Annotated in this window: 26 protein-coding genes; 14 read left to right on the top strand and 12 right to left on the bottom strand. The window is 72.5% G+C overall.

All coding sequences use genetic code 11. The features are described from left to right. Positions 1–8: 8 nt before the first annotated feature. A complete protein-coding gene (locus ABZ135_RS01685; protein ID WP_356690719.1) occupies positions 9–704 on the bottom strand; it encodes a demethylmenaquinone methyltransferase in 696 nt (231 codons plus the stop codon). Positions 705–862: 158 nt separating this feature from the next. Between ABZ135_RS01685 and ABZ135_RS01680 the strand changes: the two genes are divergently transcribed. Continuing rightward, complete coding sequence (locus ABZ135_RS01680) at positions 863–1,372, top strand: SigE family RNA polymerase sigma factor (protein WP_356690717.1); 510 nt, start codon at positions 863–865, stop codon at positions 1,370–1,372. 8 nt (positions 1,373–1,380) lie between these two features. Continuing rightward, entirely contained in the window at positions 1,381–2,199 is an 819-nt protein-coding gene (locus tag ABZ135_RS01675; RefSeq protein WP_356690715.1) for a hypothetical protein, read from the top strand. 21 nt (positions 2,200–2,220) lie between these two features. Here the strand turns inward: ABZ135_RS01675 and ABZ135_RS01670 are convergent, their stop codons facing one another. After that, positions 2,221–2,820 carry a hypothetical protein gene (locus ABZ135_RS01670; RefSeq protein WP_356690713.1) on the bottom strand — a complete coding sequence of 200 codons (600 nt, stop codon included), beginning with the start codon at positions 2,818–2,820 and terminating at the stop codon, positions 2,221–2,223. A 7-nt stretch (positions 2,821–2,827) separates the two neighbouring features. After that, positions 2,828–4,042 carry a cyclic dehypoxanthinyl futalosine synthase gene (gene mqnC / locus ABZ135_RS01665; protein ID WP_356690711.1) on the bottom strand — a complete coding sequence of 405 codons (1,215 nt, stop codon included), beginning with the start codon at positions 4,040–4,042 and terminating at the stop codon, positions 2,828–2,830. Between the two features lie 201 nt (positions 4,043–4,243). Between mqnC and ABZ135_RS01660 the strand changes: the two genes are divergently transcribed. Continuing rightward, on the top strand, positions 4,244–5,323 hold the full coding sequence (locus ABZ135_RS01660; RefSeq protein WP_356690709.1) for an alpha/beta hydrolase-fold protein: 1,080 nt from the start codon (positions 4,244–4,246) through the stop codon (positions 5,321–5,323). Positions 5,324–5,405: 82 nt separating this feature from the next. On the opposite strand, the gene ABZ135_RS01655 is transcribed toward ABZ135_RS01660, so the two are convergent. Next, the gene (locus tag ABZ135_RS01655; protein WP_356690707.1) at positions 5,406–6,275 is read right to left on the bottom strand and encodes a menaquinone biosynthesis protein; all 870 of its coding nucleotides are present in this window, start codon (positions 6,273–6,275) and stop codon (positions 5,406–5,408) included. Positions 6,276–6,534: 259 nt separating this feature from the next. On the opposite strand from ABZ135_RS01655, the gene ABZ135_RS01650 reads away from it, so the two are divergent. The 5 genes from ABZ135_RS01650 to ABZ135_RS01630 all read left to right on the top strand — a co-directional run bounded on the left by ABZ135_RS01650 (position 6,535) and on the right by ABZ135_RS01630 (position 13,514). Further along, positions 6,535–6,738 (top strand): cold-shock protein, encoded by a 204-nt coding sequence (locus tag ABZ135_RS01650; protein ID WP_345486399.1) that lies wholly within the window; start codon positions 6,535–6,537, stop codon positions 6,736–6,738. A 120-nt stretch (positions 6,739–6,858) separates the two neighbouring features. Continuing rightward, positions 6,859–7,269, top strand: coding sequence for a DUF1992 domain-containing protein (locus tag ABZ135_RS01645; protein WP_356690705.1), 411 nt, complete (start codon positions 6,859–6,861; stop codon positions 7,267–7,269). Positions 7,270–7,373: 104 nt separating this feature from the next. Next, the gene (locus ABZ135_RS01640; protein WP_356690703.1) at positions 7,374–10,781 is read left to right on the top strand and encodes a FlgD immunoglobulin-like domain containing protein; all 3,408 of its coding nucleotides are present in this window, start codon (positions 7,374–7,376) and stop codon (positions 10,779–10,781) included. Between the two features lie 133 nt (positions 10,782–10,914). Next, the gene (locus ABZ135_RS01635; protein ID WP_356690701.1) at positions 10,915–12,912 is read left to right on the top strand and encodes a serine/threonine-protein kinase; all 1,998 of its coding nucleotides are present in this window, start codon (positions 10,915–10,917) and stop codon (positions 12,910–12,912) included. A gap of 95 nt (positions 12,913–13,007) precedes the next feature. After that, the gene (locus ABZ135_RS01630; protein ID WP_356690699.1) at positions 13,008–13,514 is read left to right on the top strand and encodes a DUF664 domain-containing protein; all 507 of its coding nucleotides are present in this window, start codon (positions 13,008–13,010) and stop codon (positions 13,512–13,514) included. A 30-nt stretch (positions 13,515–13,544) separates the two neighbouring features. Here ABZ135_RS01630 and ABZ135_RS01625 read toward each other — a convergent pair whose 3' ends face one another. Both ABZ135_RS01625 and ABZ135_RS01620 read right to left on the bottom strand, forming a co-directional pair. Beyond that, entirely contained in the window at positions 13,545–14,417 is an 873-nt protein-coding gene (locus ABZ135_RS01625; RefSeq protein WP_356690697.1) for an isocitrate lyase/PEP mutase family protein, read from the bottom strand. Between the two features lie 231 nt (positions 14,418–14,648). Then, complete coding sequence (locus ABZ135_RS01620) at positions 14,649–15,059, bottom strand: ATP-binding protein (RefSeq protein ID WP_356690695.1); 411 nt, start codon at positions 15,057–15,059, stop codon at positions 14,649–14,651. Between the two features lie 103 nt (positions 15,060–15,162). Here ABZ135_RS01620 and ABZ135_RS01615 point away from each other — a divergent pair, with 103 nt between their 5' ends. Further along, on the top strand, positions 15,163–16,026 hold the full coding sequence (locus ABZ135_RS01615) for a helix-turn-helix transcriptional regulator (protein ID WP_356690693.1): 864 nt from the start codon (positions 15,163–15,165) through the stop codon (positions 16,024–16,026). Beyond that, positions 16,023–16,265 carry a DUF397 domain-containing protein gene (locus ABZ135_RS01610; protein ID WP_356690691.1) on the top strand — a complete coding sequence of 81 codons (243 nt, stop codon included), beginning with the start codon at positions 16,023–16,025 and terminating at the stop codon, positions 16,263–16,265. Before ABZ135_RS01615 ends, ABZ135_RS01610 begins: the two co-directional genes overlap by 4 nt. 15 nt (positions 16,266–16,280) lie before the next feature. Here ABZ135_RS01610 and ABZ135_RS01605 read toward each other — a convergent pair whose 3' ends face one another. After that, on the bottom strand, positions 16,281–16,715 hold the full coding sequence (locus tag ABZ135_RS01605) for an SSI family serine proteinase inhibitor (protein WP_356690689.1): 435 nt from the start codon (positions 16,713–16,715) through the stop codon (positions 16,281–16,283). 18 nt (positions 16,716–16,733) lie between these two features. On the opposite strand from ABZ135_RS01605, the gene ABZ135_RS01600 reads away from it, so the two are divergent. Continuing rightward, a complete protein-coding gene (locus ABZ135_RS01600; protein WP_356690687.1) occupies positions 16,734–17,360 on the top strand; it encodes an HAD-IA family hydrolase in 627 nt (208 codons plus the stop codon). Positions 17,361–17,408: 48 nt separating this feature from the next. On the opposite strand, the gene ABZ135_RS01595 is transcribed toward ABZ135_RS01600, so the two are convergent. The 3 genes from ABZ135_RS01595 to ABZ135_RS01585 form a co-directional block, all read right to left on the bottom strand. Beyond that, positions 17,409–17,819 carry a Rid family hydrolase gene (locus ABZ135_RS01595; protein WP_356690685.1) on the bottom strand — a complete coding sequence of 137 codons (411 nt, stop codon included), beginning with the start codon at positions 17,817–17,819 and terminating at the stop codon, positions 17,409–17,411. 69 nt (positions 17,820–17,888) lie between these two features. After that, on the bottom strand, positions 17,889–18,611 hold the full coding sequence (locus tag ABZ135_RS01590) for a DUF1326 domain-containing protein (RefSeq protein WP_356690683.1): 723 nt from the start codon (positions 18,609–18,611) through the stop codon (positions 17,889–17,891). A gap of 108 nt (positions 18,612–18,719) precedes the next feature. Then, positions 18,720–19,484: a MerR family transcriptional regulator gene (locus ABZ135_RS01585; protein ID WP_356690681.1), complete on the bottom strand. Its 765-nt coding sequence runs from the start codon at positions 19,482–19,484 to the stop codon at positions 18,720–18,722. Positions 19,485–19,673: 189 nt separating this feature from the next. Between ABZ135_RS01585 and ABZ135_RS01580 the strand changes: the two genes are divergently transcribed. Next, positions 19,674–20,573 (top strand): AraC family transcriptional regulator, encoded by a 900-nt coding sequence (locus ABZ135_RS01580; RefSeq protein ID WP_356690679.1) that lies wholly within the window; start codon positions 19,674–19,676, stop codon positions 20,571–20,573. Positions 20,574–20,583: 10 nt separating this feature from the next. Here the strand turns inward: ABZ135_RS01580 and ABZ135_RS01575 are convergent, their stop codons facing one another. Together ABZ135_RS01575 and ABZ135_RS01570 are read right to left on the bottom strand one after the other, a co-directional pair. Beyond that, a complete protein-coding gene (locus ABZ135_RS01575) occupies positions 20,584–20,994 on the bottom strand; it encodes a Zn-ribbon domain-containing OB-fold protein (protein ID WP_356690677.1) in 411 nt (136 codons plus the stop codon). After that, on the bottom strand, positions 20,991–21,443 hold the full coding sequence (locus ABZ135_RS01570) for a DoxX family protein (RefSeq protein ID WP_356690675.1): 453 nt from the start codon (positions 21,441–21,443) through the stop codon (positions 20,991–20,993). The genes ABZ135_RS01575 and ABZ135_RS01570 overlap by 4 nt, the downstream gene beginning before the upstream one ends. A 165-nt stretch (positions 21,444–21,608) precedes the next feature. Here ABZ135_RS01570 and ABZ135_RS01565 point away from each other — a divergent pair, with 165 nt between their 5' ends. Together ABZ135_RS01565 and bla are read left to right on the top strand one after the other, a co-directional pair. After that, positions 21,609–22,916 carry an NAD(P)/FAD-dependent oxidoreductase gene (locus ABZ135_RS01565; protein ID WP_356690673.1) on the top strand — a complete coding sequence of 436 codons (1,308 nt, stop codon included), beginning with the start codon at positions 21,609–21,611 and terminating at the stop codon, positions 22,914–22,916. A gap of 102 nt (positions 22,917–23,018) precedes the next feature. After that, positions 23,019–23,906, top strand: coding sequence for a class A beta-lactamase (gene bla, locus ABZ135_RS01560; protein WP_356690671.1), 888 nt, complete (start codon positions 23,019–23,021; stop codon positions 23,904–23,906). The last annotated feature ends 82 nt before the right edge of the window (positions 23,907–23,988 follow it).

Below are 23,988 nucleotides of genomic sequence, written 5' to 3'. Positions count from 1 at the left end.
CGCCGGCCCTACTCCGCCTTGAACCCGCGGTGCAGGGCCACGATCCCGCCCGACAGGTTCCGCCAGGCGACCCTGGACCAGCCGGCCTTCCGCAGCATCCCCGCGAGGGTCGGCTGGTCGGGCCAGGAGCGGATGGACTCGGCCAGGTAGACGTACGCGTCGGGGTTCGAGGAGACGGCGCGCGCGACCGGCGGCAGCGCCCGCATCAGGTACTCCTCGTAGACCGTGCGGAACGGCGCCCACGTGGCGTGCGAGAACTCGCAGATGACGACCCGGCCGCCGGGCTTCGTCACCCGGTACAGCTCGCGCAGCGCCTGGTCGGTGTCCTGGATGTTGCGCAGGCCGAAGGAGATGGTGACCGCGTCGAAGACGTCGTCCTTGAACGGCAGCTTCGTGCCGTCGCCCGCCGTGAACGGCATCCACGGGTGCTTCCGCTTGCCGACCCGGAGCATGCCGAGGGAGAAGTCGCACGGCACGACGTACGCCCCGGCGCGGGCGAACGGCTGCGAGGAGGTCGCGGTGCCGGCCGCGAGGTCGAGGATCTTCTGCGCCGGCCGCGCGTCGACCGCCTTGGCGACCTCCTTGCGCCACCGCCGGTCCTGACCGAGGGACAGGACGTCGTTGGTGAGGTCGTAGTTCGCCGCGACGTCGTCGAACATGGAGGCGACTTCGTGCGGCTGCTTGTCCAGGTTGGCTCGGGTCACGGTCCCCATTCAAGCAGCCGCCGGAATCTCTTCTCGTACCGCTTCAACCTTTCGGGCCCGGGCGCGCTCAAGGACGGTCGAGCACAGCACACGACGGCGAGGAGAGCAGGAGCGCGATGGCAGTGTCGACCGAAGTGAGACCCGAGGTGGTGGGGGGCGTGGACGTGGGGTCCGTCGCCGGGTTCGAGGACTTCGCGCGGGCCTCCCAGCAGCGGCTGTACCGCACGGCGTACCTGCTGTGCGGGGACGCGGAGAACGCGCGGGACCTGACCCAGACCACGCTGGCCACGCTCTACCGGCACTGGCGGCGGGCGGGGGCCGCCGAGCATCCGCTCGCGTACGCCAAGACGGTGCTGACGCGGACGTTCCTGGCGGAACGGCGCCGGCGGCTGCGCGACCTCCTCGTGCTCACCCGGACCGGCGGCACGGTGCCGGAGGCCGCCGCCGACCACGCCGACCTGCGCGTCACGCTGCTCGCGGTGCTCGCCGAGCTGCCGCCGAGGGCCCGGGCGATGGTCGTGCTGCGCTACTGGGACGACCAGAGCGTGGCCTCCGTGGCGGCGCTGCTGCGGTGCAGCGAGGCCACCGTCAAGAGCCAGTGCTCGCGCTCGCTCGCCCGACTCCGCGTACGCCTGGCCGACGCCGGGCTCTCGATCACGGAAAGCTGAGGTTCCCAGTGGACAACGAGACCGTTCCGCTCCGCGACGTCCTGGACCGTACGGCCGAGGACCTGCCGCCGCTGCCCGACCTCGCCCCCCTCGCCGTGCGGGAGGGACGCAGGCGGCGGGCCCGGGCCCGCCTCGCCGTCGCGGCCACCGCCTTCGGCGCCGTCACCGCGGGAGCCCTCGGGCTGACCCTGCTGCCGGGCGCGGACCCCGCGCCCGCGACACCGGCCGCCGTGCCCTCGGCCACCGGCGCGAGCGCGAGCCCCGGCGGGAGCTATCCCCCGGTGGTGGTGGAGGAGACGCCCGGCGTCACCCCGCCCGACAACCCCGACGGTCTGGCCGGGGCCGAGCGCGAGCGGCGGGCGGCGCACCAGCAGCGGGTGGCGGCGCTCCTCGACGAGCTGCTGCCCCCGAAGGTCACCGCGATCCGGCCGGTGAAGGACCAGGTGGCGGTCTACCGGATCACGGCCGGCGGCACGTCCTTCCGCATGACCGTCTCGGTGCGGCCGACCGACGACCGGGCCCTGCGGCCCTGCGTGAACCTCCCGGAGCACCGGGTCGTCTGCGAGGCCGTCGCCTTCGACGGGGACCGCGAGGCGCACCTGCTCTCGATGCCGGTCGACGGGCAGGACACCCTGGGCTCGTACGTGAACTTCCTGTACGGCGGGAGCCGGGTGGGGCTCTCCGTCGAGCCCCAGGGCGCCTCGGCGCCGGTGACCCCGCGCCAGTTGCTCGCCGTCGCCGAGGACCCGCGCTTCCTCGACCTGGTGCGGCGGGCGGACGCGAGTCCGATGGAGACAAAGGCGCCGCCGGCCGTCAAGGGCGGCTGAGCGGTACGGGCGTTCGCGCCGTCAGCGGGCGCGGTAGACGAGGCGGCCGTCGAGGACGGTGGCCACGCAGGCCGACGCCCCCCGGCGGACCAGGGCCGCCGTGTCGGGCACGTCGAAGACGGCGAAGCGGGCCGGGGCGCCCGCCGTCAGGCGCGGCAGCAGCACCAGCGGCACCGGCGAGAGCGACGGTGGGCCGGGCAGCACCTCGGGCCGGCGGCCGATCGCGAGGCCCGCGCGGCGCACCGCGTCCTGGGCGGCCCGGGAGCGGAGCTCGCCGGCGACGGCGACCGTCCCGTGCGCGAGGAGGCGCTGCACCCCGCGCCGGGCGCTGGCGCCGAGCCGGGCCGGGTCGGCGCGGAAGAGGGCCCGGGCCCGCTCCCCGGTGACCGGCTCGGTGCCGTAGGTGTCGGCCTCGCGCGGGTCCGGGTGGTAGGTCTGCTCCAGCAGCTCGGGGCCGTACGGGTTGAGCAGCCCGGGCAGCAGGAGGCCGGGCCAGCGGCGCAGCCGGGCGTCCTGGTGGGCGGCCGCCAGCTCCTCGTACGGGCCGACGGCCGCGATCCGGCCGCCGTCGACGAGGACGGCGGTCTCCGGCGACGCCTCGGCGACGTGCAGGGTCAGCAACGGGGCCTCAGTTCGCGTCCAGCAGCTTCAGCTCGGGGTGGGCCGTGCCGCCCTCGATCGCGATCGACGAGATGTGCGAGGCGACGCGCTCGTCGACCGGGTCGTTCGCCGGGTCGTCGTGGACGACGAGGTGCTCGTACGTCGTCGAGCGCTGGGCCGGCACGCGGCCGGCCTTGCGGATGAGGTCGATGATCTCCAGCCGGTTCGAGCGGTGCTTGGCACCGGCCGAGGAGACCACGTTCTCCTCCAGCATGATCGAACCCAGGTCGTCCGCTCCGTAGTGCAGGGACAACTGGCCGACCTCCTTGCCGGTGGTCAGCCAGGAGCCCTGGATGTGGGCCACGTTGTCGAGGAAGAGCCGCGCGATGGCGATCATGCGCAGGTACTCGAAGAGGGTGGCCTGGGTGCGGCCCTTCAGGTGGTTGTTCTCGGGCTGGTACGTGTACGGGATGAAGGCCCGGAAGCCGCCCGTCCGGTCCTGCACGTCACGGATCATCCGCAGGTGCTCGATGCGCTCGGCGTTGGTCTCGCCGGTGCCCATCAGCATGGTGGAGGTGGACTCGACGCCCAGCTTGTGGGCGATCTCCATGATCTCCAGCCAGCGCTCGCCGCTCTCCTTCAGGGGCGCGATGGCCTTGCGCGGGCGCGCCGGGAGCAGCTCGGCGCCGGCGCCGGCGAAGGAGTCGAGGCCGGCCTCGTGGATGCGGGTGATGGCCTCCTCGACGGAGACGCCGGAGATACGGGCCATGTGCTCGACCTCGGACGCGCCGAGGGAGTGGATGACCAGCTCCGGGAACTCCTTCTTGATGGCGGCGAAGTGCTTCTCGTAGTACTCGACGCCGAAGTCCGGGTGGTGGCCGCCCTGGAACATGATCTGGGTGCCGCCGAGCTCCACGGTCTCCGCGCAGCGGCGCAGGATGTCCTCGAGGTCGCGGGTCCAGCCGTTCTTGGTGTCCTTCGGCGGGGCGTAGAAGGCGCAGAACTTGCACGCCGTCACACAGACGTTCGTGTAGTTGATGTTCCGCTCGATGATGTACGTGGCGATGTGCTCGGTGCCCGCGTACCGGCGGCGGCGCACGGCGTCCGCGGCGGCGCCCAGGGCGTGCAGCGGCGCCGAGCGGTACAGCTCGAGCGCCTCCTCGGGGGTGATCCGGCCACCCGCGGCGGCGCGGTCGAGAACGGCTGCGACATCAAGAGACGTGAGTTCGGCCTTCTCGGTCACCGGGTGTGTCCCTTTCGGAGGGGTGCGTACGCGTTCCGGCGCGTACGGAGCGGACCGAACCAGCCTACGCCAGGGCCTCCGCGCGGATTCGTCCCGGTCCCGAGCCAACCGATCGGGCGCGGAAGCCCTCTCCTTCTCCGGAATCCGCCGTATCACCCGAAACGCCCCACGCACCGCATCACACCGCACCGGAGACCCTTGATGACACGTCGCCGCCGCCCGATCCGCGCCCTCGCGGCAGCCCTCGCCCTCGGCACCACCCTGGCCGTGGTGACCGGCTGCTCGGACGAGGGCGACCCGGTCTCCTTCGACACGCCGAAGAGCGAGACGTCCGCCGGGCGTCAGGCCGTCCAGCAGCAGCACAAGCCGAAGCCCGGCACCGGCACCGGCACCGGCGCCGGCGCAAAGGCCCCGGAGACGGTCTTCCCGACCGGGCCCAAGGCGGAGTTCACCACGGCCAACACCGTCGAGGACGGCACCAAGATCGGTGTCACCGAGCTCCGGGGCGAGAAGTCCGGGTTCACGGGCAAGGTCTGGGTGTGGGCCCCGAAGCAGTATTTCGATCCGAAATACGCGAACAGCGGCTTCCCCGTCCTCATCGCCCTGCCCGGAGGACTCGGCTATCCGACGAATTACTGGATGGGCACCGACCTGAAACTCCAGTCGAGCATCGCCCGGTGGTCGGAGGAGGGAAAGAGCCTTCCGTTCATCGTCGTGATGCCTGTGCTCAACCCGAACGACAAGGCGTACTACGACGGCAGTGATATCCCCGGCGAGCCGAGAATGGGGACCTGGCTGACCGAGGACGTGCCGGATTTCGTGCGGGCGAATTTCCGTACGTTCAGGTCGCGGGACGGCTGGGCCTTCATGGGGTCGTCGTCGGGCGGCTTCGTCGGCCTGAAGGCCGTGCTCCAGAAGCCGGACCGCTTCAAGGCGGTCATCGCCTCCGGACCGGACCTCGTGCCCGACTCGCCGCTGTGGAAGGGGCACGAGAAGGAGCGGCAGGCGAACAACCCGGAGCGGCTCGCCAAGGCGCTCGGCGCGAAGCCCGACACCCCGGCCAACCGGGTCTACCTGGCGTTCCAGATGGGCACGAAGGAGACCTGGATGGCCCCGCGCCTGAACGCCTTCATCAAGACGTACACGAAGGGCCCGGTGAAGTCGCGGCTGCAGATCATCCCGGACGGCTCGCACAACGCGAAGAGCTATGTGCGGGGCATGGACATGGGTTCGATCGCCTGGATCAGCGAGCAGCTCCAGGCGCCGATCCCCTCGCCCTGAGCCTCCTGAGCCTCCTGAGGCTGCCGAGCCCGCCGAGCCTGCCGGGCCTCAGGAGCGCCCGGGGCTCGGGGCCGGAGCCGGCTCAGCGCCGGGCTTCGAGCAGCTCCACCCGTACGTCGGCGGGGAAACCGGTCGTCGGGCCGGTCCGGCGGGCGAACTCGCGCACGCCGGCGAGCTGCTCCGGCCCGAAGCGGAAGTCGAGCGTCCGGAAGTACCGCTCCAGCAGCTCCGCGTCGAACGCCTCCCAGCGCGCGGCCTGCTCGGCGACCTTGGCGACCTCCTCCAGGGACAGGTCCCGCGAGGCCAGGAAGGCCCGGTGCACGTCGTGGACGGTCTCCGGCTCGCGGGCCAGGAAGTCCTTGCGGGCCGCCCACACCGCGAAGACGAACGGCAGGCCCGTCCACTCCTTCCACATCAGCCCCAGGTCGTGGACCTCCAGGCCGAGCCGGGGCGCGTCGTGCAGCGAGGCCCGCAGCGCCGCGTCGCCGATCAGCACGGCCGCCTCGGCCTCCTGCATCATCAGGCCGAGGTCGGGCGGGCACGTGTAGTAGTCGGGCGCCACGCCGTACCGCTCGGCGAGCAGCAACTGCGCCAGGCGCACGGAGGTCCGGGAGGTGGAACCGAGCGCCACCCGCGCGCCGTCCAGCTCGCCCAGGGGCAACTGGGAGACGATCACGCAGGACATGACCGGCCCGTCGCAGCCGACGGCGATGTCGGGCAGCGCGACCAGGTCGTCGGCGTGCCGCAGGTACTCCACGAGGGTGACGGGACCGATGTCGAGATCGCCCCGGACCAGCCGCTCGCTGAGCTTCTCCGGGGTGTCCTTCGTGAGCTCGAGATCGAGGAGCGTTCCGGTCCGGGCCAGGCCCCAGTAGAGGGGGAGGCAGTTCAGGAACTGGATGTGTCCGACCCGGGGCCGGCTGCGCTGGTGGTCATCGGTTGCATTGTCCACAACGCGAGGCTAGTCCCGTCTCGAACGGTGGACATCGCCGGGGCACGTGTCAGTACACGCGCGGAGATCAAACATCCGAGTGACGTGATCTTTACCTCTACCGCTTCGCGCACGCTGCGTGCTACGCTCAACGCAAGTTGCAGTTTGGTTTCCCTTGCAGTACAGAGCCTGCGGAGCATGTAACCCGCAGGCTTTTGTAGTTTTCAGACTTGTTTGCAGGTTCTGGAGCAGGGCGACCCTTTGGCCCATAGGAGGGCTCATGGCTACCGGAACCGTGAAGTGGTTCAACGCTGAAAAGGGCTTCGGCTTCATTGCCCAGGAAGGCGGCGGCCCGGATGTCTTCGTCCACTACTCCGCGATCAACGCGTCTGGTTTCCGCTCCCTCGAGGAGAACCAGCAGGTGACCTTCGACGTCACCCAGGGCCCGAAGGGTCCGCAGGCGGAGAACGTCACCCCGGCCTAAGGCCACCGGGTCGACTATCGCGATCTTCGAGAAGCAGTACCCAAGGAGCCCCGCTCCGTGCACGTCCGTGTACGAGCGGGGCTCCTGCCGTTTCGGCCGCCGGATTCGTAGTCTGGTCGTATGACCGAACGGAAACCGCCCGGAGTCAGCTTCGAGTCGTTCGTCGACAAGCAGATCCGCGAGGCCACCGAGCGGGGCGAGTTCGCCCGGCTGTCCGGCTTCGGCAAGCCGCTCGCGGACGACACCGCGCCCTACGATGAGCTGTGGTGGGTCAAGCAGAAGCTGCACCGCGAGGGCGCCTCCGTGCTGCCGCCCTCCCTGGCCCTGCGCAAGGCCGCCGAGGACGCGGCGGACGCCGCCCGCGCGGCCGTCTCCGAGTCCCAGGTCCGCCGGATCCTCGGCGAGATCAACACCCGCATCGCCGAGGCCCTGACCCGCCCCCCGGCCGGCCCGCCCCTGAACCTGACCTTGTTCGACGTGGAGGCGGCGGTGGCGGAGTGGCGCGAGACGAGAAACCGCGCCACCTCTTGAACGCGTTCGGCTAGGATCCCGCGCATCCGGGGGGTGATCGGGGGGCTCGGGGCGCACGGGCGTCCCGGGCGGGATCTCCTTCCGTGTCCAGGAGGGGTTCCCAGATGCTTCGCACGGCTCGCCGCCGCGCCTTCCCGCGCACCGCGCTCGCCACCGCCGTCGTTCTGGCCGCCACCAGCGGCCTGACCGGCACCATGACACTGCCCGCCGCCGCCGAGGACCCGGCGCCCGCACCGGCCGCGGACGAGGTGGTGATCCCGGATCCGGGGCGGTTCAGGCCGCGTGCCGTGGACATCGATCACGCCGGGGCCGGTGGGTACGTCCACAGTCAGGAGGGCCGCACCCTGCTCTGGAGGGACCTGGCGACCGGCACGGACTCGCCGCTGCCCTCGAAGTACCTGGCCGCCGACACGGCCCGCCACTCCGGACACTTCGCCTTCTTCGACCGCGACACGCGGCGGATGACCGTCACCGACCTCTCGACTGGCGCGACGACCACCCTCGACGTGCCTCCGGCCCAGGGCCAGGTCTGGCTCCGCGGATTCACGCGGGACAGCATGCTCACCGCCACCAGGACGGCCGACGGCAGATACGGCGGTCTGCGCCTGTGGCGGAGCACCGGCGGCGAGGTCACCGAGCAGCCCGTCACCGGCCTGCGCGACACCGTCGCCAGCGTGCGGGTCCTGGAGCAGGACATGCGCGGCGCGCTCGTGACGACGCAGGCGGTGGCCGAAGGCCCGTACACCACCTACCTCCTCGACTACGCGACAGCGGAGCTCACGCCCACGACGACGGTCCCCCTGCTGGCCGATCGGAGCCTCGGGCACGACCGCCTGCTCGTGGAGCAGTCCAACGACGCCGTCCTGACCGTGCCCCGCGACAACCCCTCGGCCACGCCGGTGGTGACGCCGCTGCCCGCGAAGGGCATGAACGAGGCCGCCTGGTCGAAGTCGACCGTGCTCGGTGACTGGATCCTCGTGCGCCACGACCTCGACCCGTTCTGGGGCACGTACAGCGAGGGAGGGAAGCTGTACGCCGTGCCGCTCGGCGGCGGCACGGCCCGCGAGCTGCTCCCCCACGGGGCGGGCGACCTCACCGTCATGCCCGACGGCAGCGTCCTGGTCGTCGGCGGCACCCGGGCGCAGGACTGGGCCGTGCACCACGTCACCCTCGGCGAGGACGGGGTACCCCGGCTCGCGCCGGTGGCGAAGGTGCCGCAGATGCCCGCCAGCTATCGCGGGATCGCCGTGGGCGGCGGTCGGGTGAGCTACCTGAGCAACACCATGCCCGGACAAACCCTCTACGAGGTCGACACCCGGACGCCCACCGAGGTGAGGCGACGCGACTGGTACGCGACGGACAACATGCCCGCGCCGAAGGGGCCGTTCTCACTCGGCGACGGCCAGAGCGCCGTCGCCTGGAGCAGCGCGGTCGAGGCGCCCATCATCGAGAACTCCTCCCGGGTCGTGTACCTGCCGGCCGAGGCCACCCTCCTCGACGCCGGCGGCCGCTACACCCTCTCCACCGACGGCACCTCGCAGTACGTCACCGACTTCGGTGACACCCAGGGCGCCCAGATCCTGCTCAAGCGTCCGCAGGGCGCCGCCGCCCTGTGGGGCACCAAGCTGTGGAAGCCGGCAGCCACCGGCACGGGCAAGGTCAATTCGTACGACCTGGTCACCCAGGTGACGGCCCCCGTCATCGACCTCGGCTCCGGCTGCGTCCCTGCCGAGCTCCAGGCCCTGGGCCGCTGGCTCTACTGGGCCTGCGCGGGCGGCGCCAAGGCAGGCGTGTACGACCAGCAGCTCAAGAAGAGCGTCGCCGTCCCTGCGGGCGAGGCACTGCTCGGTGACGGCTACGTCGTACGGCGGGACAACGCGGCCGGCAAGCTGCTGCTCACCGAAGCGGCCACCGGCCGGACCTCCGAGTTCGCCGACATCCCGGTCAGGACCGCGACCGGGTCCGGCCGCCGGGTCGACTGGTCGGTGGACAAGTTCGGCGGCGGCGTCGCGTTCGTCGACGCGCAGAAGAACATCCACGTGAAGCGTGTCCCGATCGCCCCGCAACCCCTCGCCGTCCTGCACGCCTTCGAGATGGGCAAGTATCCGTCCGACCCCGTCTGGACGCACCTGTGGCGGCTGTCCCGCCCGGCGGGCGCCTGGAAGGTCACCATCCGGACCGCCGGAGGAAGCGTCGTGCGCACCCTCTCCGGCGAGGGCGGTGAGGGCGCCTCGGTCCGTGCCGTGTGGGACGGCAAGGACGAGGCCGGCAACGGCGTCCTGGAAGGGACCTACCGCTACGACCTGGAGGCCCGCGAGCCGGGCGGCACCACCACCGCCCTGCGCGCCGGCGGCACCATCCAGGCGTACGGCACCGTCCTCACCACCAGCCCCTCCTCCTACCAGCCGCTCGCCCCCAAGCGCGTCCTCGACACCCGGGCGGGCGTCGGCATCCGGAAGGCGAAGCTCGCCCCGTGGCAGCGGTTCCAGCTCAAGGTGGCGGGCGTCGGCGGGGTGCCGGCCACCGGGGCCACGAGTGTCGTCCTGAACGTCACGGCGACCAACACCACCAAGCCCGGCCACATCAGCGTGCTGCCCGGCACGGCGGGCCCGTACCACTCGTCCAACGGCAGCTCGCAGGTCAACTTCACCGCCGGGCAGACGACATCGAACCTGGTGGTCGTCCCCGTCGTCGACGGCAAGGTGGAGTTCTTCGCCAACACCTCCGGCAGCACGGACCTCGTCGCCGATGTCTCCGGCTACCACACGACGGCCACAGGCTCCGCCTTCCAGCCGCTCGCCCCGACCCGCTTCATGGACACCCGCAGCGGCACGGGCGTGCCCCGCGCCAAGATCGGCCAGGGCGGCACCGCCCGTCTTCAGGTCGCGGGCGTGAAGGGCGTCCCGGCGAGCGGCGTCACGGCCGTCGTCATGAACGTGACCGCCACCAACGCGACCAAGGGGACCTACGTCACCGCCTACCCGGACGGCACCCCGCGCCCGGGCACATCCAGCCTGAACGTCCCCGCGGGCCGGACGGTCGCCGGGGCCGTCGTCGTCCCCGTCGTCAACGGCAAGGTGGCCTTCACCAACGGCTGGGGCTCCGTGGACCTGCTCGGCGACGTCGTCGGCTACTACACGAACGGCAGCGGCTCGGCCTTCACCGGCACCGAACCGCGCCGCCTCATGGACACCCGCCTCGGCTTCGGCGTCCGCAAGGGCGCAGTGGGTCCGGGCCAGTCCGTGACGCTCCAGGCCGGGGGCGCCGGCGTGATCCCGGAGAAGGTCAAGGCCGTCGTCCTCAACGTCACGGCGACCCAGCCGACGACCGCGGGCTACGTCACGGTCCACCCGGCGGGCACCCCCCGCGGCACCACGTCGAGCCTGAACTTCCGGGCCGGACAGACCGTGCCGAACCTGGTCGTCGTCCCGGTCGTCGACGGCAAGGTGACCTTCTCCAACCACTCCGGAAACGTGCACCTGATCGCAGACGTGGAGGGCTGGTTCCTGTAAGGAAGGCGCGCGGAGGAGTACGTGCAGGAGGAACCCAAGTCGGCTCTCGCCGCGTCCACTTGACGCGTACTCATCTACGCTGTGCGCGTTCGACCGACCACGGACCAGGGACGACCAGGGGGACCAGACCGGCATGAGCGGCGAGAGCGGCAAAGGGAAGAAGAGGGACGGCGGCGGGAGCGGGATGGAGCCGCTCAAGTCCGGTGACCCGCGCCGGGTCGGGCCGTACCGGCTGCTCGGGCGGCTCGGGTCCGGCGGGATGGGGCGGGTGTTCCTGGGGCGCTCCGAGGGCGGGCGCACGGTGGCCGTCAAGGTCGTGCACGAGGAGCACGCGCAGGACCCGCAGTTCCGGGCGCGTTTCCGCCGGGAGGTGGACGCGGTCCGGAAGGTCGGCGAGCACTACACCGCGCCCGTCCTGGACGCCGACCCCGACGCGGACCGCCCCTGGGTGGTCACCGGTTTCGTGCCCGGGCCGTCCCTGGAGCAGGTGGTGCGCGAGCACGGCCCGCTGCCCGCCGACTCGATCCTCGCCCTCGCGCTCGGGCTGCTGCGGGCGCTCCAGGGCATCCACGGCGCCGGGATCCTGCACCGGGACCTCAAGCCGTCCAACGTGATGCTCACCGTCGAGGGCCCCCGGGTGATCGACTTCGGCATCGCGCGGGCCCTGGAGCCCTCGGTCGAGTCGCTGCTCACCAGCACCGGCATGGTGGTCGGCTCGCCCGGCTTCATGGCCCCCGAGCAGGTGCGCGGCGAGAGCCTCGGCCCGGCCGCCGACGTCTTCGCGCTCGGCTGCGTCCTGATGTACGCGGCGACCGGCCGGCTGCCCTTCGGCCACGGGGCCAGCAACCAGCACGCGATCATGTTCCAGATCGTCGAGGCCGAGCCGGAGCTCGACCGGATCGAGTCCGAGGAGCTGCGCGGCTTCGTCGCCCGCTGCCTCATCAAGGACCCGGAGCAGCGGCCCGCCATCGAGGCCCTTCTCGCCGACCCCGCCCTGCCCGGCGAGGAGACCGGGCGCGGCGCGACCGCCGGGGCGTGGCTGCCGCCCGAGCTCGTGGCCCGCCTCGCCCGGCAGGCGGCCCGGCTCCTCGACGCCGAGGCCCTGTCCGAGGAGCTGGAGCGGGAGGCGGCCGACCGGACCGCCGGGCCGGGCGGCCCCTCGGCGTCCGACGCCGACACGGGCGAGGACCAGGGCGCGGGCTCCGGCGCGGCCGCGCCGCTCCCCGAGAACGGCGAGGCGGCACCGCAGGCCACCCCGGCCACCCCCGCCGCCTCCGCCGCCCCGGCCGGCACTCCCGCCACCGCCGGCACCGGCCGCCGCGAGCCGCGCCGCGCCTCGCGCGTCTGGGCGGTCGTGGCCGCCGTCTTCGTGGTCCTCGGCGTCAGCGGCACCGTCGTCAAACTGATCGACGACAGTGCCCGCGAGCGCGACCTCCAGGGCTCCCCCGGCACCTCCGCCACCACCGCCCCGCCCGCCACCACCACGGGACCCTCGACCGCTCCCCCGTCCGGCACGCCCACCAAGCCGGGGCAGGCGCCGACGAGCGCCGTGCCGCCGCCCGCAGGTCCGGGCGGGGCGGTCGGCGGCGCCTCCGGCGGGTCCGGCGGCGGCCTGCCCGCCAGCGGCGGCGGTACGGCCTCGGGCGGCGGCTCGTCGACCACCACGTCCGGCGGCTCCACCGGCGGCTCGGTGTCGGGCGGATCGTCGGGCGGCTCCTCCTCCGGCGGCACCGCGGCCCGGCCGCCCGCCACCAACGCCCCCAGGCCGCCCGCCACCAGCGACAACCGGGTCCCCTCGGCCTTCGTCGGCACCTGGAAGTACACGGCGGACTACAACATCAGCCAGCCCGAGACGGTCTACATCTACCGGGTGGCGCCCGGCCAGATCGCCGCCCGGATGATCACCAACATCAACAGCGTGCACTGCGAGTACGTGGCCAAGCTGATCTCCATCACCGACGGCGGCAAGCGCATCAACCTGGGCGTCACCACCGTCGACCAGGCCAAGTCCGGCGGCTACCCCCACTGCACCAACGGCGACACGTCCGCGTTCAAGCTCGCCGTGCCGAGCGGCATCCTCCGCGACGTGGGCCCCTCCCACGGGGAGGGCTACCACTACCACCGGGTCTGACGGAGGTCGGACGGAGAGGTCTGGCGGACGTCTGGCGGAGGTCGGACGGAGGCAGGGAACAGGCGGGCCGCCGGCGCACGTCGTACGGTGGCCCCATGAAGAGCGCCGAGCTTCTCCTTGACGCCTTCGGCCGGGTCCAGGAGGCCGTGCACGAGGCCGTCGAGGGCCTGTCCGAGGACGACCTGGCCGTACGGATCGATCCCGACGCCAACTCGATCGCGTGGCTGGTCTGGCACCTCACCCGTATCCAGGACGACCACATCGCCGACGCGTTCGGCACCGAGCAGGTGTGGACGGCCGACGGCTGGTCCGGCCGCTTCGGCCTGCCCTTCCCCGAGGACGCCACCGGCTTCGGCCACAGCGCCAAGCAGGTCGCGGCCGTCCGCGCCCCGGCCGACCTGCTCCTCGGCTACTACGACGCCGTCCACGCCCGCACCCTCGACCACGTCCGCTCCCTCACCGACGGCGACCTGGCCCGGGTCGTCGACACCCGCTGGACCCCGCACGTCACCCTGGGCGTCCGGCTGGTCAGCGTGATCGCCGAGGACAACCAGCACGCGGGCCAGGCCGCGTACGTCCGCGGAGTCGTGGAGCGCCGCTGAGGGGGCGAGGGTGACTCCGGTGCCGCCGGGTCACACCTCCGCCCGCTCGGGCGCCCCGCGGTGCCGGGCGATGTTCCGCTCCAGGAGCCGGGTCGAGGCGGCGACACCGACCCCGCTCCCGGGATCGACGGCCGGCAGCCGGCCGTCCGCCCGCCGCAGCTCGGCCAGCGCCGCGTCCATCGCCTCGTGCGCGGCGAAGAGGCACGGCGTGCTGTAGATCGCCACGTCGACCCCCAGGTCCGTCAGCTCGGACAGGGACAGGCGGGGCGACTTGCCGCCCGCGATCTGGTTGAAGAGCAGCGGCTTGCCGTCCACGACCTTCCGGATCCGGCGGATCCACTCCACGCTCCGTACGCCGTCCACGAGCACGGCGTCGGCGTCGGTGGCCGCCAGGGACTCGGCCCGCCGCAGGATCTCGTCCTCCTCCGTCGCGTCCGTACGGGCCACGACCACCAGGTCCCGGCGGGTGGCGAGCACCCTCTCCAGCTTGGCCAGGTACTCCTCCAGCGGCAGCACCTGCTTCCCGTCCGCGTGCCCGCACCGCCGCGGCCGCTTCTGGTCCTCCAGGATCACCCCGGAGGCCCCGGCGCGCTCCAGGCTCTCCACGACATGGCAGGCCACCTCGGGATCGACGTAGCCGTCGTCGATGTCGACGAGCAGATCGTGCCGGGGAAACGCGCCGCGCAGCCGCTGCACGAAGGCCAGCATGTCCGGCCACGCGATGAAGCCGATGTCCGGCAGCCCGTAGTACGAGGCCGCGAAACCGAACCCGGACACGAACATCCCGTCGTAGTGCCCGGCGGCGACCGACGCCGAGTACATGTCGTACACGCCGACCAGGGGCGTCGTGCCGGGTGCGGCGATCCGGGCGCGCAGGGCGGCGCCGTGGGGGGTGATGCTCACTGCCTGACTCCTCATCGTCCCGCAGCGCGCCGGCGCGCTGCCGAGGACGATCGTTGGGGACGGGCGGCGGCGACGGCCGCGTTGCGGGCCCGTCCTCACCCGCCAGGCGGACGGCTTTCACCTGCAGAAACGTCACTGGGACATCCGCGAGGACTCCGTCGACCTGCTCGCCGAGCAACCGCGGCCGGAAGGCAGCGCCGAGTACGGCTCGCCGGGCCTGCGATGGCCGTGTCATCCCACCGCCACCGTGGCCCAGACCGTCTTGCCGACGCAGCGGCTCTTCACACCCCAGGCGATCGCGAGCGCGGCGACGAGCGGGAGGCCGTAGCCGTGCTCGTCCGGATACGGGTTCGGCTCCGGCTCGCGCTCGGCGCGGGTGTCGGAGAGCTCGACCCGGACATGGTCCTCGGCGAGCAGCAGCCGCACCTCGAAGTCCCGCCCGGGCACGCGACCGTGCGTGACGGCGTTGCTGGCCAGCTCCGCCACGACCAGCTCGGCGGCGTCCGTGTCCGTCAGCCCCCAGTCCCGCATCTGCTGCACGGCCAGGAGGCGCGCGAGCCGAGCGCCCCGGCGCGTGGAAGAGAGCCGTTGCGCGAACACGCCCCTGAATTCGCCGCCGGACTCACTGGTTGGGGTGGTCATTTCCGTCTTCATGGCCCCGAGAGTGGAGCCTCGGCCGTACCCTGACCAGGGGCGACACCACGACGCTGAGTAGCGGTACGAGCACGCCAAGAGGGCGGTACGGATGTCGGGAAACGAGGAGGAGCGGCCGGAACGGCCGTCCGAAGTCGACGGTACGGCGCACCTGTTCAGGGCGCTGGGAAAAATCATCAAGGTCCTGCGCAAGAACGCGGGCCTGAGCCAGGCGGAACTGGCGGACGCCACGCACTGTAGCGAGGACCTGGTCTCCTCGGTAGAGCGCGGGGTCCGCACCCCGCAGCCCGACTTCCTGATCCGGGCGGACCCGGTGCTGCGGGCGGACGGGGTGCTGATCGCGGCGGTGGACGACGTACGGGAGGCGCTGGCGCGGGCGCGGGTGCGGCATCCGGATTGGTTCCGCAGCTTCGCGAAGGAGGAAGCGGAGGCGGTCGCGCTGCACTACTACGCGGTGCAGGCCGTGCCGGGCATGCTCCAGACACCCGCATATGCCAGCTCGCTCTTCGAACGCAGCCGCCCGATGCTGGACGAGGCGACCATCGAGAAGCGGTTGGCCGATCGGATCTCGCGGCAGATGATCTTCGACCGATGGCCCGTGCCGACCATCAGCTTCGTCCTTGAGGCGGCCGTCCTTCTGCGGCCGTTCGGCGGCCCTGAGGTCCACCGCGAGCAGCTCCGGCGCATCCTGGAGGTTGCTCAGCGACGCACAGTGGAGCTCCAGATCCTCCCCCAGGACAGTGAGGAACACCCGTACTTGGGCAACCCCTTCACGCTACTGACACCCAAGGGGCGCCGCGAGGTCGCCTACACCGAGGTCTACGGGCACGCCCGCCTGATCACCGACCCGGAAGAGGTGCGCCAGTACTCCGAGCGCTATGGGATCCTGCGATCACAGGCACTCACCAAGCGGGAGTCCCTGGAATGGATCGAGAAACGGCTGGGAGAGCTATGAGCACCGCGGATCTGGCCTGGTTCAAGAGCAGCTACAGCGGCCCTGAGGGCGGCGAGTGCCTCGAAGTCGCTTACGAATGGCGCAAGTCCAGCTACAGCGATGGTGAAGGCGGCAACTGCGTCGAGGTCGCCGCCCACCCCACCACCGTCCACGTCCGCGACTCCAAGAACCCCGACGGGCCCCAGCTCGCCGTGGCGCCCGCCGTGTGGTCGTCGTTCGTGTCGTACGCGCGCGTCTGATCGCGCGGTGAGCGCTCAGAAGGCGAAGACGGGTGCCGTCTTCGCCTTCAGCTCGCACGCGTTCCCGAAGGTCTTCGACCAGGTCACGGGCGCGTCGTTGAACGTGCCCTCCGCCTTCGCGGTGACCGGGGCGTGCTCGGCCGTGCAGATCGTGTCCCGTTCGCCCTTCAGCTTGTCGAAGTCGCCGGCGGAGTCGTGGAGGGCGTCGCAGGCCAGGTCCGCCTTCGGGTGGTTGCCGCCGTTCGGGCGACAGCCGAGGAAGACGTCCTTCTCGACACCGGCGGCGTCGGTGATCGTCAGGTGCAGGCGGGTGGGCGGCTTCGGGGCCCACTCGGCGGCGGCCGGGTTCTCCCCGGGGACGGGGCCGGCGGTGGCCGCGCCGGAGAGGCCGAGGCCGAGGGCGGCGGCGCAGGTGGCGGCGGCAAAGCCGTAGGCAAGGTTTCGTTTCATGTCTACGATCTCCCCGCTATGACCAGCACCTTCATCCTCTTCGACGTCGACGGCACCCTGATGGACGCAGTCGAGAACCAGCGGCGCGTCTGGCACGCCTGGGCCGCCCACCACGGGCTGGACGGGGACGAGGTGTACGCCTTCGCGCTGCGGACGCGGCCGGTGGAGACGTTCGCGGCCGTCGCGCCCGGGGCCGATCCCGACGAGTGCCTCGCCCTTCTGCACGCGCTGGAGGACGAGGACGTACGGACGGGTACGTACAGCGCCTTCGACGGCGCGGCCGAGCTCCTCAACGCCCTGCCCGCCGACCGGTGGGCGCTGGTGACGTCGAACTACGAGCACCGGGTGCGCGGGCGGTTCGAGCGGACCGGGCTGCCGATGCCCGAGCTCGTCGTGGACGCGGCCTGCGTGAGCGAGGGCAAGCCCTCGCCCGTGCCGTACCTCCTGGCCGCCGAGAAGCTGGGCGCGGACCCGGCGGACTGCCTGGTGATCGAGGACGCGCCGTCGGGCGTACGGTCGGGGCGGGCGGCCGGGATGACGGTCTGGGCCGTCAACACGGCGGCCCCGGCGGAGGGTTCGCACCGTCACTTCGCCACGCTGGCGGAGGCCGCACCGGAGATCCTGGCGACCGTCGGGGCGGCTTGACCGGCCAGGTGTGGCCGGCGGAAGGCCCGGGGAGCGGCGGGGCGCCGCTCAGGAGTCAAGCACGGCGGCGACGGCTTCGATCTCGACGAGCTGGCCGTCATAGCCGAGCACGGTGACCCCCATCAATGTGCTGGGTACGTCGTGGTCACCGAACGCGTCCCGGACGACCTCCCACGCCGTCACCAGGTCCTCCCGCCGGTGCGAGGCAACGAGGACACGGGTGCTGATGACATCGCGCAGTGACGCGCCCGCGTCCGTCAGAGCCGTCCGCATGTTCTGCACGGCCTTGGCCGCCTGCCCCGCGACGTCCCCGATCGCCGCGGTCGAGCCGTCCTCGTTCAGAGGACATGCTCCGGCCAGGAAGATCAGCCGCGCCTCGGCCGGGGCCGTGGCCGCGTAGGCGTACTCCGCCACATCGGACAGGGAGGCGGAACGGATCAATGTGACAGCACGCGGCACGGGCTTCCCCTCGTAGCGGTTCCGGGTCACTCAGGACCTTCTCAGAGGTCGCCCCCGCGATCGACACATTTAGTCCGGGCCGCTCCAGTCGAACGGGAAGTGCTTGCTCGACCGGCCGCTGCGGTCCCAGCGGAAGCCGTACGCGTCCGCCCGGTCCGCCGTCGACCGGCCCCACGTCGCGATCTGGCCGGGGCCGACCTCCGCGCCCGGGATGTTGTGGACCTGGACCCGCGCGCCCTCCGGGGTCGTCGGGCCGCTCAGGGCCTCCGCGCTCGCCCGTACCCTGCCCGGGACCTCCGCGCTCCAGGACGCCAGGTCGGCGGCCACGGTCACTTCGATCGGGGCGAACTCCATCCCCCGCATCTCGGCGCCGAACATCTCGCCGAACTGCGCCGGCCAGCCGCCCGCCTCCCCGCCGAAGATCGCCCCCAGGGCCGCCCGCTGCCGCTCGTCGGCGCGCTCGTCGACGAAGACGGCGGCGAAGGGGTCGGTGTGCTCGCCCGCCCACGGGTTGCCCGTGAAGGAGGCCAGCATGACGACGTTCAGGCCGTCGAGGCGCACGTCTCCGTAGGCGCCCTCTCTGATGTGCCAGACCAGCACGCCCTCGCAGTCGCCGAAGGTCGGAGGCTGGGCGAAGGTGCAGGGGCACGGGATCGTGCATTTACAGGTGTCGAACCAGTCACCGGCGATATGCCAGCGGGTGCCGGTCTCGGTACCGGTGTCGGTACCGGTGTCGGTACCGGTGTCGGTGTCGGTGTCGGTGTCGGTGTCGGTGTCGGTAGGAGTGGTCATCCTCCTCGCCTCCCACCTTCCAGCATGACGCCGTCGACGGTCTGCAGCCCGTCGACCGCGCGTGATCCCCCCGTGGGCCGCCGGCCGCCGACCGCAGGCCGCAGGCCGTCAGCTCAGCCGGGCATCCGCGTAGACAGCCATCGCAGCGCGCAGATAGTCGGCCAGCCCATCGGCGACGCGGTCGAAGTTCGCCCGAAAGCGCGGGTCCTCCGCGTACGTCGCCGCCAGGCCCCGGTACGCCTCCGCGTTCGGGGTCCAGAAGCGGCACACGCCCCGGTAGTGGGCGTCCACCTCGGTCTGGACGGCCGGGTCGTCGGCGGGTGTGCCGGCGGCCATGTGCTCGGCGAAGCGGATCATCTGCGCGGTGACCTCGCGCTGCCACTCCTCGCCGGTCTCCGGGGTCAGCTCCTCGACCGCCTTCCGGGACTCCTCGTACGCCTCCGGCCAGCGTTCCCTGACCTCGGCCTCCATCTCGGGGTCGGGCTGGAAGCCCTCGAAGAGGTTCTCCGGGCGGTTGATCTTCGTCATGGTGTCGTCGTCCTCGCCTTCCTCCAGTTCGGCGATGGTGCGGGCCACCGTCCGGGCCAGCGTGCCGATGCGTTCCCGCTCCGCGAGCAGCCGTGCGTGGTGCTCGCGCAGGACGGCCACGCGGTCCGCGCGGCTGTCCAGGACGGCCCGGATCTCGCGCAGCCCCACGTCCAGCTCCCGCATGAGCAGGATCTGCTGGAGGCGGAGAAGCTGGGCCTCCTCGTAGTGGCGGTGCCCGTTGCTCGCGGTCCACGCGGGCGGCAGCAGGCCGATCTCGTCGTAGTGCCGCAGGGTCCGGGTGGTGACTCCGGACATCCGGGCCACGTCCGCGATCGACCAGGCCATGGCGGTCCCTTCCCTCGCCGGGGCCGGTCTCTCCGGCCCCGTACGAAGACCGTAGGAGTTGCCGCAGCGTCAACCGCAAGTGCCGCTGGGCCGCCCCCGCCGGACCCGACCGTTCCGGGCACGGCTTGTCGGGTCCTGGGAGGGTGGTCCTTCCTACGGTGAAGGCACCAGAAGGAAGGACGCACAGGCGTGCTGGAGGAGCTGAACCGAGCCCTTGACCACATGGAACGCCATCTCGACCGCGAGGTGGACGTCGCCGGGGCCGCCCGGATCGCGATGACGTCGGAGTACCACTTCCGGCGGCTGTTCTCGGCGCTGGCCGGGATGCCGCTCTCCGTGTACGTACGGCGCCGGCGCATGACGCTGGCCGGGGCCGAGGTGCTGGCCGGGGAGCGGACGCTGCTCGACATCGCGGTGCGGTACGGCTACGGGTCGGGCGAGGCGTTCGCCCGGGCGTTCCGTTCCGTGCACGGGGTGGGGCCGGGCGAGGTCCGGCGCACGGGCGCGGTGCTCACGTCCCAGCCGCGCGTGTCCTTCCGTGTCGTCGTCGAAGGGAGCAGCACCATGCGGTACCGGATCGTCGAGAAGGACGCCTTCAGGATCGTGGGACGGAAGGCCCGGGTCCCGCTCGTCCACGAGGGGGTGAACGCGGCCGCCGCGGCGCACGTGGAGAGCCTGGGCGAGCAGGCGATCGTACGGATGAAGGAGCTGTCCGACCGGGACCCGGAGGGGGTCCTGACGGCGGTGGAGCATCTGTCCGACAGCCGTGAGGAGGGTGCCGAGGTGGACTACTGGATCGGTGTGGCGACCGGTCCGGGGACGACCGCGGAGGACCTGGACGTCCTGGACGTGCCGGCCGGGACGTGGGCGGTCTTCGACAACCACGGGCCGTATCCGAGCGCGCTCCAGGAGCTGTGGCGGGACGTCTTCACGCAGTGGTTCCCCTCGAACCCGTACGCGAGCCGTCCGGGTCCGGAGCTCCTGAAGACCCGGCCGGTGGAGATCGGGGCGGAGACGGGGTCGCAGTTGTGGGTCCCGGTGGAGCGGATCACGGGCGAGAGGGTCACGGGCGAGCGGGTCGGGTCCTAGGGTTCGGGCGTCACGGGCGCCGGGGTGTGAACACCGGGACGTGGAGGTCGCCTTCCGGGCGGAAGGCGACCTCCAGGTCCATGCCGATGCGCAGCTCGGGCTCCGGGCAGTCGACGATCTCGGTCATCATCCGCGGGCCCTCCGCGAGGTCGACGACCGCCGCGACGTAGGGGACGCGGCCGTCGAAGGGCGGGAGGTCGTTGCGGTGGACGACGGACCAGGTGTAGAGCACGGCGCGGCCGCTCGCGCGGCGCCAGGTGACGGCGTCGCTCCAGCAGTGGGGGCAGAACTCGCGGGGGTAGTGGTGCGGGCGGTCGCAGTCGGCGCAGTGGCGCAGGAGGAGCCGGCCTTCGGCGGCGGCGTCCCAATAGGGGCGGGTGAAGGCGTCGACGTCCGGGAGGTTCGCGGGGTGGACGGTCATGAGAAGAGTCCGATCGCGTGGTCGAGGGACCAGGTCTGCCAGGACAGGGTGACCAGGGCGACGAGGGAGATGAGCGCCATCATCGCGTTCTGCCCCTGCTCGGCCCAGTCGTGGATCATCAGCGTGAGGTAGAGGAGGTTGAGGAGGAGGCCGCCGACGAGGGCGACGGGGGTGAGGAGGCCGGCGATCAGGCCGAGGCCGAGGGCGAGTTCGGCGTGGACGACCACGTAGGCCATGAGCTTGGGGCGCGGGGCGACGACGGCGTCGAAGCCCTTCCGTACGGCGGGCCACTTGTGCCGGGCGGCGATGTCGGCGGCCCAGGCGATGCCGGTGCCGCGCTCGAACCAGCCCTTCCGGTCCTTGTGGCGCCAGCTCTCCAGCCACCACAGGCCGAGGCCGATGCGGAGGACGGCGAGCCATTCGGCGCCGGTGAGCCAGAGGGTCTGCATGCGCGAGCCTCCCCGGAGACACGAATCTGACGGCATGTCAGTTCAGCGCAGGAGCAGTCCGGGCGCAAGAGGGGGCCGTCAGGACCGGCCCGCGTGACCGTTTCGCAACCGAAACCCCTCTTGACCGAGACCCATAGCGTGTACACGTCATTACGCTCAGAATTCATGGTCACCACCCCCCAAGCACCGCCCTCACAGGTCGTCCACCCGGTGTACGTCATCGGCGGCGGTCCCGGCGGACTCGCGGCCGCCGCCACCCTGCGCGCCCGCGGCGTCCGTGCCGTCGTCCTGGAGAAGTCCGACGCCGTCGGCGCCTCCTGGCGCGGGCACTACGACCGGCTGCGCCTGCACACCACGAGGCGGCTGTCCGCCCTGCCCGGCCTCAAGATCCCGCGCTCGTACGGGCGGTGGGTGGCGCGGGCGGACGTGGTCCGCTACCTGGAGGCGTACGCCGAGCGGCACGAGCTGGAGATCGTCACCGGGGTCGAGGTCTTCCGCGTCGAGCGGGACGGTACGGAGTGGGTGCTGCACGCGAGCGGGGGGCGGCGGCTCGTCGGCAGCGCGGTGGTCGTGGCCACCGGCTACAACCACACGCCGCGGCTGCCCGCGTGGCCCGGCCGCGCCACGTACGAGGGCGAGCTCCGGCACGCGCGGGAGTACCGCAATCCGGGGCCGTACCGGGGCAGGGACGTCCTCGTCGTGGGCGTCGGCAACACCGGCGCGGAGATCGCGGCGGACCTGGCGGAGGGCGGGGCGGCCCGGGTGCGGCTCGCGGTGCGGACCGCCCCGCACATCGTGCGCCGCACGACCCTCGGCTGGCCCGCCCAGCGCAGCGGCATCCTGGTCCGGCGGCTTCCGGTGGTCCTGGTGGACCTGCTGGGGCGGGCGCTCGGCCGGTTCGCGTCGCCCGACCTGACGGCGTACGGCCTGCCCCGCCCGGACACGGGCCTCGCGACCCGCACCCGGGCGGGGGCGGTGCCGGTGCAGGACGTGGGCCTCGTCGCCGCGATCCGGTCCGGCAAGGTGGAGGTCGTCGCGGCCGTCGAGGCGCTTGACGGGCGCGAGGTGGTCCTCGCGGACGGCACCCGGATCACCCCGGACGCGGTCATCGCCGCCACCGGTTACGACCGCGCCCTCGAGCCCCTCCTCGGCCACCTGAACGTCCTGGACCCGCAGGGCCGCCCCCTGACCCGCGGCGCCCGCTGCCCGCGCACCGCCCCGGGGCTCTACTTCACCGGCTTCACCAACCCGATCAGCGGCATGCTGCGAGAACTGGCCAGAGACGCGGACAAGATCGCCCGAAGGATCGCCCGAACGGGCGCGGGCCGCCAGGCGGCCGGCATCACCCCGGAGACCCACCCGCGCACCGGCGGCGCGACGGCCCGCCGAGCGGGCCGCCGCGCGGCCGAGGGCGGCACCGACAGTGGGGCGCAGGGCCGGGCGAGCGGGCGCGGGGCCGGGAGCCCGGCGTAGCCGCGCAGGCCGTGGCGGCGCCGGAGGGGGCGGTGCAACCGAGTGGGTGGGTGGGGGCGTCACCTCAGGCGTCCCATCCGCAGCAACGAAAGGCACCGAACCGTGCGACCCACCCGTCGGACGATCCTCGCCGCCGGCGCCGGGGCGGCCCTCGCGGGCGCCCTGGCCGCGGCCCCGGCCCATGCCGCGCCCGGGCGCGCGCGGCAGCGTTTACGGGCGCTGGAGCGGGAGCACGGCGCACGCCTCGGCGCGTACGCCTACGACACCGGCAGCGGCCGCCTGGTCGCGTACCGGGCCGACGAACGCTTCCCGATGTGCTCGCTGTTCAAGACGCTGGGCTCGGCGGCGGTCCTGCGGGACCTGGACCGGGACGGCGCGTTCCTCGCCCGGCGCATCCACTACACCCAGGAGTACGTGACGCGCTCCGGCTGGTCGCCGGTGACCAAGGACCACGTGGGCACCGGCATGACGGTCGCCGAGCTGTGCGAGTACGCCATCACCCACAGCGACAACACGGCCGCCAACCTCCTGCTGCGCGAGCTCGGCGGACCGACCGCCATCACCCGTTTCGCCCGGTCCATCGGCGACGAGGTGACCCGGCTCGACCGCTGGGAGCCGGAGCTGAACTCGGCTGAGCCGTGGCGCGAGACGGACACGACGACCCCGCGTGCCATCGCCCGTTCGTACGCCCGGCTCGTCCTGGGCGACGCCCTCGCCCCCGGCGACCGGCGCCGGCTGACCGGCTGGATGCTGGCCAACACGACCAGCGACGCACGCTTCCGCAAGGGGCTGCCGGTCGACTGGACGCTGGCCGACAAGACCGGCGGCGGCCGCTACGGCGGCAACAACGACGCCGGGATCGCCTGGCCGCCCGGCCGGCCGCCGGTCGTCCTGGCCGTCATGACCACCAAGCCCGCCGAGGACGCGGCGGCCGACGACGTGCTGGTGGCCCGGGCGGCGGAGGTGCTGGCGGACACCGTGACGGCGTAGGGCGACCCGAGCCGGGCCGTGCCGTCGTCCGCCGGTCCCATGCCGTCCCGTCCCGTCCCGGCTATTCCTGACTGACCGTCAG

The sequence above is a fragment of the Streptomyces sp. NPDC006339 genome, from assembly GCF_040612775.1.
Lineage (GTDB): Bacteria > Actinomycetota > Actinomycetes > Streptomycetales > Streptomycetaceae > Streptomyces.
This window is presented reverse-complemented; position numbering and strand designations above follow the sequence as displayed.

Excerpts from the sequence above, each read along its gene's own strand:
- ABZ135_RS01660 (WP_356690709.1), top strand. The coding sequence starts at position 4,244 with ATGACACGTCGCCGCCGCCCGATCCGCGCCCTCGCGGCAGCCCTCGCC.
- ABZ135_RS01650 (WP_345486399.1), top strand. The coding sequence starts at position 6,535 with ATGGCTACCGGAACCGTGAAGTGGTTCAACGCTGAAAAGGGCTTCGGC.
- ABZ135_RS01645 (WP_356690705.1), top strand. The coding sequence starts at position 6,859 with ATGACCGAACGGAAACCGCCCGGAGTCAGCTTCGAGTCGTTCGTCGAC.
- ABZ135_RS01640 (WP_356690703.1), top strand. The coding sequence starts at position 7,374 with ATGCTTCGCACGGCTCGCCGCCGCGCCTTCCCGCGCACCGCGCTCGCC.
- ABZ135_RS01635 (WP_356690701.1), top strand. The coding sequence starts at position 10,915 with ATGAGCGGCGAGAGCGGCAAAGGGAAGAAGAGGGACGGCGGCGGGAGC.
- ABZ135_RS01630 (WP_356690699.1), top strand. The coding sequence starts at position 13,008 with ATGAAGAGCGCCGAGCTTCTCCTTGACGCCTTCGGCCGGGTCCAGGAG.
- ABZ135_RS01620 (WP_356690695.1), bottom strand. The coding sequence starts at position 15,059 with ATGACCACCCCAACCAGTGAGTCCGGCGGCGAATTCAGGGGCGTGTTC.
- ABZ135_RS01615 (WP_356690693.1), top strand. The coding sequence starts at position 15,163 with ATGTCGGGAAACGAGGAGGAGCGGCCGGAACGGCCGTCCGAAGTCGAC.
- ABZ135_RS01610 (WP_356690691.1), top strand. The coding sequence starts at position 16,023 with ATGAGCACCGCGGATCTGGCCTGGTTCAAGAGCAGCTACAGCGGCCCT.
- ABZ135_RS01605 (WP_356690689.1), bottom strand. The coding sequence starts at position 16,715 with ATGAAACGAAACCTTGCCTACGGCTTTGCCGCCGCCACCTGCGCCGCC.
- ABZ135_RS01600 (WP_356690687.1), top strand. The coding sequence starts at position 16,734 with ATGACCAGCACCTTCATCCTCTTCGACGTCGACGGCACCCTGATGGAC.
- ABZ135_RS01590 (WP_356690683.1), bottom strand. The coding sequence starts at position 18,611 with ATGACCACTCCTACCGACACCGACACCGACACCGACACCGACACCGAC.
- ABZ135_RS01585 (WP_356690681.1), bottom strand. The coding sequence starts at position 19,484 with ATGGCCTGGTCGATCGCGGACGTGGCCCGGATGTCCGGAGTCACCACC.
- ABZ135_RS01575 (WP_356690677.1), bottom strand. The coding sequence starts at position 20,994 with ATGACCGTCCACCCCGCGAACCTCCCGGACGTCGACGCCTTCACCCGC.
- ABZ135_RS01570 (WP_356690675.1), bottom strand. The coding sequence starts at position 21,443 with ATGCAGACCCTCTGGCTCACCGGCGCCGAATGGCTCGCCGTCCTCCGC.
- ABZ135_RS01565 (WP_356690673.1), top strand. The coding sequence starts at position 21,609 with ATGGTCACCACCCCCCAAGCACCGCCCTCACAGGTCGTCCACCCGGTG.